12 protein-coding genes are annotated in these 10238 nt (G+C 41.5%); all 12 read left to right on the forward strand.

Going from position 1 to position 10238, the window contains the following annotated elements:
- The first annotated feature begins 142 nt into the window (after nucleotides 1-142).
- The 12 genes from Selli1_RS17190 (at nucleotide 143) to Selli1_RS17245 (ending at nucleotide 10118) form a co-directional block, all read left to right on the forward strand.
- Entirely contained in the window at nucleotides 143-1279 is a 1137-nt protein-coding gene (locus Selli1_RS17190) for a phage major capsid protein (protein ID WP_281874249.1), read from the forward strand.
- An 18-nt stretch (nucleotides 1280-1297) separates the two neighbouring features.
- Nucleotides 1298-1597, forward strand: coding sequence for a hypothetical protein (locus Selli1_RS17195; protein WP_281874251.1), 300 nt, complete (start codon nucleotides 1298-1300; stop codon nucleotides 1595-1597).
- The gene (locus tag Selli1_RS17200; RefSeq protein ID WP_281874253.1) at nucleotides 1584-1949 is read left to right on the forward strand and encodes a phage head closure protein; all 366 of its coding nucleotides are present in this window, start codon (nucleotides 1584-1586) and stop codon (nucleotides 1947-1949) included. Before Selli1_RS17195 ends, Selli1_RS17200 begins: the two co-directional genes overlap by 14 nt.
- The gene (locus tag Selli1_RS17205; RefSeq protein ID WP_281874255.1) at nucleotides 1927-2268 is read left to right on the forward strand and encodes a hypothetical protein; all 342 of its coding nucleotides are present in this window, start codon (nucleotides 1927-1929) and stop codon (nucleotides 2266-2268) included. The genes Selli1_RS17200 and Selli1_RS17205 overlap by 23 nt, the downstream gene beginning before the upstream one ends.
- A complete protein-coding gene (locus Selli1_RS17210) occupies nucleotides 2261-2623 on the forward strand; it encodes an HK97 gp10 family phage protein (RefSeq protein WP_281874257.1) in 363 nt (120 codons plus the stop codon). Before Selli1_RS17205 ends, Selli1_RS17210 begins: the two co-directional genes overlap by 8 nt.
- An 11-nt stretch (nucleotides 2624-2634) precedes the next feature.
- Nucleotides 2635-3258, forward strand: a complete 624-nt coding sequence (locus Selli1_RS17215) for a major tail protein (protein WP_281874259.1) — start codon at nucleotides 2635-2637, stop codon at nucleotides 3256-3258.
- A 15-nt stretch (nucleotides 3259-3273) separates the two neighbouring features.
- Nucleotides 3274-3612 (forward strand): hypothetical protein, encoded by a 339-nt coding sequence (locus tag Selli1_RS17220; protein WP_281874260.1) that lies wholly within the window; start codon nucleotides 3274-3276, stop codon nucleotides 3610-3612.
- Between the two features lie 141 nt (nucleotides 3613-3753).
- Nucleotides 3754-5583, forward strand: coding sequence for a phage tail tape measure protein (locus Selli1_RS17225; RefSeq protein ID WP_281874262.1), 1830 nt, complete (start codon nucleotides 3754-3756; stop codon nucleotides 5581-5583).
- A 5-nt stretch (nucleotides 5584-5588) separates the two neighbouring features.
- Nucleotides 5589-6287, forward strand: coding sequence for a distal tail protein Dit (locus Selli1_RS17230; RefSeq protein WP_281874265.1), 699 nt, complete (start codon nucleotides 5589-5591; stop codon nucleotides 6285-6287).
- Entirely contained in the window at nucleotides 6287-8008 is a 1722-nt protein-coding gene (locus Selli1_RS17235; RefSeq protein ID WP_281874266.1) for a phage tail spike protein, read from the forward strand. The genes Selli1_RS17230 and Selli1_RS17235 overlap by 1 nt, the downstream gene beginning before the upstream one ends.
- On the forward strand, nucleotides 8008-9003 hold the full coding sequence (locus Selli1_RS17240) for a phage tail tip lysozyme (RefSeq protein WP_281874267.1): 996 nt from the start codon (nucleotides 8008-8010) through the stop codon (nucleotides 9001-9003). The genes Selli1_RS17235 and Selli1_RS17240 overlap by 1 nt, the downstream gene beginning before the upstream one ends.
- The gene (locus tag Selli1_RS17245; protein ID WP_281874269.1) at nucleotides 8991-10118 is read left to right on the forward strand and encodes a hypothetical protein; all 1128 of its coding nucleotides are present in this window, start codon (nucleotides 8991-8993) and stop codon (nucleotides 10116-10118) included. The genes Selli1_RS17240 and Selli1_RS17245 overlap by 13 nt, the downstream gene beginning before the upstream one ends.
- Nucleotides 10119-10238: the final 120 nt, after the last annotated feature.

The raw sequence follows: 10238 nt of genomic DNA on the forward strand, positions 1-10238 counted from the left end.
ATGGTCTTTAAAAATGGTTTGTAATATATTCATAAGTCTATTATGCAGGAAAAACACATAAAAAGAAACCCCCAATTCCCCCATGAATGGGGGCTAGGGGGCTGAAGTGTCGAAGACACTTTTTTAATGGAGGTAAAGCAGAATGAAATTTGATGAGATCGATAAAGAATTACAGTTAAAAGTAAAAGAGCTGCTCGATAATGCGGAAGACAAGGGTGAAGCAATTTACCAGGCAGCAGAAATGATTGTAGCAGCAAAAAATAAAAAACTGATTGAAGAACTGAAAGAGCAGAATGCAAGAGCGGCAGCAGATGAAGATTACCGGAGATCCCTTGGTCTGCATTCTCTTTCCAAAGAAGAAAAAGAATTCTATGAAAAGTTTAAGGATATTAAGCAGGCTGTCACAGCAAGTCAGATTGATATTATCCCAACCAGTATTGTTGACAGAACATTGGATGATGTGAAAAAGGCCAGCGATATTCTTGAACTGGTCGAATTTGCACCGGCGGATGTAAAGAAATGGATTGTTGGAGAACATTCAGGGGTTGCAGTATGGGGAGATCTGACAGCTGCAATTACCGGGGAGCTTTCTGCAGAACTCAGTGGACTGAACATTGAACAGCATAAACTTTCCGTATATCTGGTGATCCCGAAGGCAATTCGTGATCTCTCCCTTCCATTTGTGGACAAATATTTCACAGCTATTCTGGCGGAAGCGATGCAGGACGGACTGGTGAAAGGCTATCTGACAGGAGATGGAAAGACAGGACCAATTGGAATTATGAAGCAGATTGAAACTTTCAAGGAAGACGGAACGGCGGATGATAAAGCCACCTTATCTACGGTGACCAAGTTCTCTCCAAAAGGATTATCCGGAGTAAGAAAAACACTTTCGAACAATGGAAAAAGAACAGTCAGCGAACTGGAATTGATCTGTAATCCTCTGGATGAGGCAGAATATGTGGATCCGGCTCTCTATGGTGAGGCATTGACCGGAGGATATCGAAATACATCCTTTATGCCGATCAATAAGCATGTGGATGCAAATTGCCCTCAGGGGAAAGGGATTTTCACGATTAAAGGGGTTTATACGATGGGTGCTACATCAGTTCAGATGAAAGAGTATGATCAGACAAAGGCTCTGGATGATGCGGATGTTATTATCGGTAAATGTTATGCAAACGGCCGGGCGGTGGACGATAATTGTGCAGTGGTATTTGATGTTACCAAGCTTGTGGAATATGTTCTTCCGGTTACTCAGGTGACAGCAGGAGCATAACAGTGATGGAGGTATCTTATGGAAATGATAACGGCGGAAGAATTGGAACAGCTCATTGTGGAAGTGCGGCAGGAATTTCAGATTCCGCCGTATTTTCCAGATAACTCATTAGGAAACTACATCAAAGAAGGTTATGTAAGGCTGAAAAAACTCAATCCGGTATCACAGTTGGAAGTGGATTTGGATTTCCGGATGCTGCTAAAAAATTATGTATATTATGCTTATCATCACAAGGTGAATGAATGGGAAAGCAACTATGCATCGTTGATCTTGAGCTGGCAGTTAGGAAGTGAGGTGGATATAGATGGAGATTCCTGAGTATACGTCGGGGGCCATGCAGTATTATCGGATCCGTCAGGATGATCAAATGGATTATCCGGAAGACTATCTGGAAGATTCAGGAGTGGGAGACATCTGGTATCGGGAATTATCAGTCTATGATCGGACAAAGTATGAATTTGATCAGGGTGGAAAAGAAGTAACTATGAAGATCCGGATTCCGATGTACAAAGAGATAGACAGCAGGTGTGTATGCGTAATAGATGGGAAACAGCATCAGGTTTATAACGCAACGCATGTGACGGATAAAAACGGATTCCCGGAAACCGAGCTGACGTTGATCCGGCCGGAAAAGGAGATGAACATTCGTGACAAAACAGGAACTGAGTGATTTATTACATGAATTGGAGATTCCGGTAAATGAAGGAATTACCAGCGATAAAAATACGAATGAGTATCCAAGGATCGTGTTTTGGCCATATATGGAAAAGGATGAGATGGCTTCCGGAGGTGAATATCAGAATATTGTTACCTATCAGATCTCGTTCTTTGCTCGTACTCCGCAGCATGCAAAATACAAAGAACTGAGGAAAAAGCTGAGAGAGCAGGGAATCCATCCGGCTTTTCAGCATGAATATGTGGAGAATGATCCGGTATTTTCTAAGACATGGCACACTTATTTTTCGGTGGATGTGATCGAAGATGTCTGAAATGGATTTTGATGCTGCGGGATTGGATTTTATGGAGGATCTTCTCTCGCAGTTCCAGGTTACGGATGAAGAGGTACTATCCGCCATGGAAACAGGAGCAAAGATGCTGGTAGCTGATGTGCGAAAACTTCCAAAACCGAGATCAGAAGTAAGAAAAGCTGGATATACGCATCTTTTGGATTCTGTTACATACAGAAAAACGAAGAAAGAGATAGAAGTTGGGTGGAGAAAATATTATGGACCAATGGTGGAAAATGGAACGATACGGGCACGTGCGACAAGTCATGTGGCTCCAACATTTAAAACCAATCAAAAGAAATATTATAACTCCATTGAGAAAGATATGTGGAAGTAAAGGAGGAAGAAATGTCGATTACAACAAAGAAACCGCCAATTAAAGAGACGATCGGAGCACAGTATGTATGTTTTGATCAGTCGGAGAACGACGAGTATTCTGGAACATACAGCGAAGAAGTGGAAAAGACAGAAGTAGTAAAAAGTGTAAAAGTAACGGAAAATGCAGAGAACACAGATGTATATGCAAGTGGAGGGGTATATGATACAGACTCCAGTACCGCATCGACGGATATTGAAGTGGAAGTGATTGCATTCCCGGCTGAAACATTAGCCAGGATGCGTGGAGATGTTGTTGATGCAGGCGGGCTGGTTCTTTCAGGAGGAAAAGGAGTACGTCCGTTCTTTGCGTATGGTAAGGTGGTCAAACTGAAACGTGGAAAAGTGAGATTGGAATGGTATCCAAAATGTAAGCTTTCTGAGAATACGGATGAAACGAAAACAAGAGAAGAAAGCTTCTCCGAACAGACAGACACCATCACCATTAAAGCATACCCGTTTAATGAGAATGACGATATTAAAGCGATGGTAGATACATCAGCCAAAAACATCCCGGAGGGAATTACAGAAGAAAAGTTTTTTGCAAAACCGATTCTGACGAAAGAAGACCTGGCGGCCGCGGTTGCTACGGAATAAGGAGTGACATCATATATGAAGGAACATTTTGTAGATCTGACGGACGGAACCAGGCTTTCCGTCCGGGTGAATTTCGGAACGATTTATTATTTGCAAAAACAGAAAGGATTTTACCGAATCCAGAAAAAAGCAGGGAAAAATCCCAAAAGCCTGACGCAAGGAGAAAGTTTCAAGATTGCTGCGGATGTGATTTACGCAGTGCTGAGAAGCAACGGGAAGAACGTGACATTTGATGAAGCGCTGTCTCTTGTCCCTCCGGATCCAGAGCAGGTGGAACAGGTATTACAAGCCTTCCAGGAAGAATATGATAAATATGCTAAAAAAAAACAGGCGAAGACGAAGGTGAAGCCGTAGACATTAACTGGCCGGAATATATGATAGCTGCAAGGAAGATGGGAATGAGTGAAGAAGAATTTTGGAACTCAGATCCGATCTTTTTTAATGAATGTTATGAAGTCTTCCAGAAAGAAAAAAGAAAGGAGGTAGAGGCACTTTATGGCAGATAATCTGCAAAGAGTCGGCCTTGTTTTTAAAGCTGACGGAACGGTTGATTTTAACAAGAGCTTGAAAGAAATTACAGCATCCATTCAGGAGAATCGATCTGCCTTTAATCTTGTGAAATCCACATGGGATGAAAGCACCAAGACGGCAGAAAAATTGAAAGAGACACAGAAATATCTGGCAGAACAGACGAAAGATTATTCCGATAAGGTTACAATTTTGTCCAGACAGTTGGATGAGCTTGAAAGTGCAGAGAATCGTGATGAAAAGGCAATCCAGAATAAGAGAAATCAGCTGAATCAGGCAAAGACGTCTCTGAACAATTATAAAAAGGGACTGGAAGAGGTTGAAGAAAAGCTGAAAAGTGGAAGTGCCAGAATGCAGGACTATGCAAAAAAGCTGGACAATCTTGGAGAAAAAGCAAAATCTGCCGGCGAAAAGATGGGTGGTGTGTCGACGGCGGCAGCAGGACTTGCAGGAGCAGTGGCAGCTACAGTACCGGCTACAGCGGAATACAGAAAGATTATGGCATCACTGGAATCCTCCAGTGAGCTGGCCGGATACAGCGCGGAAGAAACAGAGCAAACATACAAAACATTGTATGGTGTTCTTGCAGATGATCAGACAGCTGCAACAACAACGGCAAACCTGCAGGCACTTGGATTATCGCAGGGACAGTTACAGGAGTTACTCAACGGGACAATCGGTGCATGGGCAAAATACGGAGACAGCATCCCGATAGACGGACTTGCAGAATCCATCAATGAAACAGCAAAGACTGCAACCGTGACAGGAACCTTTGCGGATGTCTTGAACTGGGCGGGAACATCAGAAGATGCTTTTAAAGCGAAACTTGCGAACTGTCGGAATGAATCCGAAAGAGCAAATCTGATCATGCAGGAATTGGCAAAACAGGGATTGATGCAGGCAGGTCAGAAATGGCAGGAAAATAATGCAAACCTGGTAGCAGGAAACCAGGCAACAGCAGATTTTCAGCAGGCGACAGCAGAACTGGCGGAAACCGTGGCACCAATCGTTACACAGATTACGCAGATTGTTGCAGGCCTTCTGGCTAAGTTCAATTCATTGCCTCCAAGTACACAACAGATCATCGGTGTGATTGTCTTGCTGACAGCTGCACTGGGACCAGCATTAAGTGGGATAGGATTCATGACATCAGGAGTTGGAAGTATGATGAATGGATTTTCGAAAGCAACCCCCATTGTAAAAAGCTTATGGACTGTGTTGAAAGCAAATCCGATTTTGCTGATTATTTCGCTAATTACATTAGTAGTAACGGGGATTGTCACATTGTATAACAAATGTGAATGGTTTCGGGATGGTGTAAATGGAATTGGAAGATCAATAAAAGATTTTTTTGAAGGGATCGGAGATGCATTGAAAAAGTTCTTCTCCTTTGATTGGATTCCTAAAATTAAGATGCCGCATTTTCAAATCACAGGTGGATTCAGTTTAGTTCCTCCTAAAGTTCCAAAAGTCAGTGTGAAATGGTATGCAAACGGAGGAATTTTGAATCGTCCAACTATTTTGGGGTCAAATGGGAATTCCCTGATGGGTGGAGGAGAAGCCGGAAAAGAAGCGGTTCTTCCGATTGATCTGCTGAAATCCTACATTCGGGAAGAAAACCTGAGGAATAATTCGACCCTTGCTGCATTGATTACAGAAGCAATGAGAGAACTGCCTCTGGTAGCGGAAAATAACATTTATCTGGGAGATACCAAACTGGTATCCATTATGACAGATATGATACTGGATAAGATGGGACAGAAACATCGCGGGTATCAGACGGCGAAAGGAGTATGATAGAAATGTATGATATCTGTTATGGAGGAAAATGTGCATCAGAATTGGAAGTCTATGCTGTGAATCGCCCGAATATTCCGGCCGCAAAGAGAAAAAGCAATAGTATGGAAATTGCGGGGAGAGATGGGGCACTTTATGAAGAGGAAGAGGCCTATGAAGAACAGAATATTGAAATCCAGATGAATTACATCGGGGCAGAAGAAGACTGGATGGACAGATGGAGAATGGTGCAGGAATGGCTTTCCAAGAGAAACACAACATTGATTCTGAGTGATGATCCAGACTATTTCTTCCGAATCTCCAAGGTGGAACTTGATAATAATGAGAGAAGCAGCCGGCGTACAGGAAAATTTAAGGCCACCTTCGTATCGAAAGATGGGCTGTATTACCTACAGGATGGACTGGCAGAATACAACTGTGAAGCCATTCAATACAATCCCTATCTTTTGACCTATCCAACGTATCACATTACTGGGAAAGGATCATGTGAACTGCTTGTAAATGGAAATTCATTTTCCGTGGATGTTTCGGAAGAATTGTATATTGATACGGAGAGAAGGCTGACTTATATATCAGATGGAACTGCAGTCAATCATGCGGCAACAGGGGACTATGAAGACCTCTATCTTCTTCCGGGAGAAAATACAATGGAATATTCTGATGGATTTCAGGTCCAAGTTATTCCAAACTGGAGGCGATTATAATGATTGATATTTATTCCGCGGGAAATATGGATTTCACGCATAATGGGGATATGACATTACTGCCGGAAAGCTGCGAGACGGAATGTGAGCTGAATGGAACATGGGAAATGGAATTGAACCATCCAATTGATGAGGAGCAAAGATGGACATACATTCAGGAGGGGGCTGTGATTGCAGCTCCCTTATTTCATTCGAAAAAACAGTTGTTCCGGATTTACCGTAAGAAAAAAAGCAGACTGAGGATCACGGCTTATGCACGTCCGGTCATGTACGATGCGGCGAAGGAAGTTTTTATTGATGTGTTATCTGTGACAGGAAACGGACAGCAAGTACTGGATGCAATGTTGCAAGGCCAGGACCAATATCATGCGACTTCGGATATTACAAGAACAGCACAGATCGAATGTTCTGGAACAAATTTCATAGAAGCAGTACAGGGAGATGCAGAAACTTCATTTTTGAATCAGCTTGGTGGAGAAGTGTTTTACGATAATTATGAGATGATCATTAATGAAAAGCTCGGATCAGACAATGGTGCTCGTGCAGAATTTGGATTTAACTGTAAAGAGATTGAGGAAGATATTGATATGTCAGATGTTGTGACAAGGATTATTCCGGTAGCGTATAACGGGTATACATTGGAAGGAGAAACACCATGGGTGGACAGTCCATATATTGGAAATTATCCTATTATATATAAGAAGAAAATAGAATTTAAAGATGTAAAACTCAAGGAAGATGCCGGAGAAGACGAACAAGGGTTTGAAACTTTGGCGGAACTTAGGGAAGAACTGATCCGATTATGTAAGGAACAGTTTCAACAAGGAGTGGACAAGCCAAAATGTAATTATTCCTGTGATATGTATGCATTGGAAAAAACAGAAGAATATAAACACGTAAAGGGCCTTGAGATGATCGGTATGGGGGATACAGTTCAGTGTAAGCACAAGAAACTTGGGATTACAACCACGGCAAGAGCAATCAAAATTACCTATGATAACATCAGAAAGAAAAATTCTGCAGTAGAATTAGGTGACTTCCGTTATAACTATCTGAAAGAAATGTCTGCAGTAGCTCAGAGGGTAGAGAAAACCATCCGGAAAGACGGATCCCTGATTGCAGAACAGGTCAAAGGAACAATCGATGCAATGAAAGCAAGTCTCCTGGCACAGTCGACAGCAGCAAAGAAAACAAATTCGGCCGCATTCCTGATAGAAGTGCTGGATGAAATGTCCGAATTATATGGAGCAATGGAAGCCGGGACACAAGGATTGAGACTTGCGAAAGAAAAACTGCAGGATGGATCCTGGGATTGGAGAACCTGCATGACAGCAGAGGGGATCATTGCAGATCTGATAGTGGCGGGGAAACTTGCAGATAAATTGGGAAACAATTATTTTGACCTGGATGAAGGAGTGATCAACGCCCAGAAAATGACAATAGGTCCTTTTGAGGTTGGAACAGATGGGTTTCTGTATCAAAAAGAAGGAGAGTCAAGTAGTGAATCTTATTGGAGAGCGATCATCGGACCCGATGGACAAACGGGAGAAACAAGATTTCGTTCCGATTATGTCGCGACATCAAATATTATGATCGATACGGTTGGATCAGGAGGCGATCCAACAAAGACCGGTCGCGCAGAATTTTCTGATGGATCTTATATGGATTTTGTAGACGGTATCTTAGTAGGAGGAAAAACTTCCGAAGGAGGAGATATCTGATGGGATATATCGAAAACGGGAGTGAAATAGCACAGAAGCTTTATAACCAATATGGATGGAAAAGAAATCCGATTGTAGCATATTTAGCAAATGTTCAACAGGAAGCTGGATGTGATCCTGCGAATTTTCAGGGAGTCGATGGTGACTGGAGTCAGGGAGTTGGATTGAATCAGTGGACTCCGGGAACAAATCTGCAGGAAAGAGCAAGAGCCATCGGGAGAACAGATTATCTGACGATTGACTGTCAGCTCGCTGTTACTGACTACGAGCGAAAAAATGGACTTCAGTATTATGCAACAAGCTCATATAACATATCTTTTAATGAGTTCATTCAGTCGACAAAAGATATTGAATGGTTGACCTATGCATGGGAAGCAAACTATGAAAGAGCCGGGACTCCGATGATGGAGAACCGGCTTCGTTATGCAAGAGAATGGGATGCAAGAATTGATGGAATTCTGAAAAATATTGTGGAAGAAGCAGTACAATGGGCCATCAATATTGCGAATGACAGTTCTCACGGATATGATCAGGCAGACAGATGGGGACCAAACTATGATTGTTCTTCTTTTTTGACAACCGCATACAGGGAAGCTGGATTGAACATTGGAGGAGGAACCGGAGTAAATACAGCCAATATGAGAAGCTATTTCATGGCAGCAGGTTTTCAGGATGTAACAAATCAGGTGAACTTCCAGACTGGATCAGGGATGATGCGTGGAGATGTACTGATTACCGGGCAAAAAGGACATACTGCAATGAACATAGGAAATGGACAGGTTGTTCAGGCAAGCATCAATGAGTTTGGAGGAACAGTAGGCGGACAAACAGGTGATCAAACCGGAGAAGAAATATGGGTAACAAATTATTATAACTATCCATGGGGATTTTGCTTGAGATATCCGGGAGGAGGTGGCACTCCAAGCGAGCAAAAAAATGTAGTATTTGTTCGGTGGATACCAGGAAAAAAAGGAGTAATGGAATGGAATCAATAAAAGTATTAAATTTGGATTTTAGAGGAATATCCAATATTGTTCAAACGTTGAAAGCAGTTCAGTATGATGACGGACGTGCAGTGCGAGTCATGCTTTCAGGAACAGAAGGGAACATTAGTAAAGTCAGAATCTATTGCCAGAAGCCAAGTGGTATGGAAACCTATACCGATGGAACAGTCGTAAATGACTATTGTGTCTTATTTGGCTTGACACCACAAATGCTGGCGGAGGAAGGTGTAGTAAAGTCACAACTTCAGTTGATGGATGGAGAACATGTTGTAACATCATTTGATTTCCAGATTCAGGTCTCAAAAAACAGGATTGCTTCGTCTAGTATTACAAGTTCCAATGAGTATCAGGCATTAGTGGAAGCTATGAAAAATGTTGATAAAACAGAAGCGGACATTTCGCAGAATCGTTCAGAAATTTCGAAAATAAAAGAAAGAGTAGATACTGCAGAACAAAATATTGACGTACATACCGCTCAGATAGCAGAAATGCAGAAAATTCCAGAAGGTGGGACAACTGCAGACGCAGCACTGAATGATATTAAGATAGGTTATGATGGGACGGAATACCAAACTCCGGGGGAGGCGGTAAGGGAACAAATAAGTTCTATTTCTGAATTAAATTGTTATAATGTATTTAAATCAATTTTTAATGCATTTAGAGAAGAAAATCCTGGACACTATGTACCACAATTAAATTTTAAAAAATATAAAAGAACACATAATGGAGTTACATTTATGTGGAATATAAATTTTACATCGTGTGAAATTAGTGGAATAGCCACAGATGATGCATTTTGTAATATGTACTATAATCAAAGCGAATTACCATTATTATTTGAACGAGGAAAAGAAAAGGAATTCAAAATTAATATAACTGGTAGTGGTGTATATTTATATATCGGAATAAATATTAAGGGTAGTACATCATCAAAATACGTATATAAAATAACTGAAAATACAAAGATTATCATACCGGAAGATGCTTATGGCATGTATATTAGGTTGAAAGTAGATGCTGGTGAAAGTGCTGATGCCAATGTGTCTAATATTTATATTTCATCAACTATGACCAATGAAAATATTGCCGATAAAATAAATAACTAAGACTTCCCATACCTGAAATGGGCTTCGCTCCTTGAAAATTCAATATTTCAGATGACAAAATAGTGATTTATGCCCCTATAGACTCTGGATGGAGTGCGTTACGCAGATATTTCGGTAGTC

Source organism: Sellimonas catena, assembly GCF_027924685.1.
Classification (GTDB): Bacteria; Bacillota; Clostridia; order Lachnospirales; family Lachnospiraceae; genus Sellimonas; species Sellimonas catena.

Excerpts from the sequence above, each read along its gene's own strand:
- Selli1_RS17190 (WP_281874249.1), top strand. The coding sequence starts at position 143 with ATGAAATTTGATGAGATCGATAAAGAATTACAGTTAAAAGTAAAAGAG.
- Selli1_RS17195 (WP_281874251.1), top strand. The coding sequence starts at position 1,298 with ATGGAAATGATAACGGCGGAAGAATTGGAACAGCTCATTGTGGAAGTG.
- Selli1_RS17200 (WP_281874253.1), top strand. The coding sequence starts at position 1,584 with ATGGAGATTCCTGAGTATACGTCGGGGGCCATGCAGTATTATCGGATC.
- Selli1_RS17210 (WP_281874257.1), top strand. The coding sequence starts at position 2,261 with ATGTCTGAAATGGATTTTGATGCTGCGGGATTGGATTTTATGGAGGAT.
- Selli1_RS17215 (WP_281874259.1), top strand. The coding sequence starts at position 2,635 with ATGTCGATTACAACAAAGAAACCGCCAATTAAAGAGACGATCGGAGCA.
- Selli1_RS17220 (WP_281874260.1), top strand. The coding sequence starts at position 3,274 with ATGAAGGAACATTTTGTAGATCTGACGGACGGAACCAGGCTTTCCGTC.
- Selli1_RS17225 (WP_281874262.1), top strand. The coding sequence starts at position 3,754 with ATGGCAGATAATCTGCAAAGAGTCGGCCTTGTTTTTAAAGCTGACGGA.
- Selli1_RS17230 (WP_281874265.1), top strand. The coding sequence starts at position 5,589 with ATGTATGATATCTGTTATGGAGGAAAATGTGCATCAGAATTGGAAGTC.
- Selli1_RS17235 (WP_281874266.1), top strand. The coding sequence starts at position 6,287 with ATGATTGATATTTATTCCGCGGGAAATATGGATTTCACGCATAATGGG.
- Selli1_RS17240 (WP_281874267.1), top strand. The coding sequence starts at position 8,008 with ATGGGATATATCGAAAACGGGAGTGAAATAGCACAGAAGCTTTATAAC.
- Selli1_RS17245 (WP_281874269.1), top strand. The coding sequence starts at position 8,991 with ATGGAATCAATAAAAGTATTAAATTTGGATTTTAGAGGAATATCCAAT.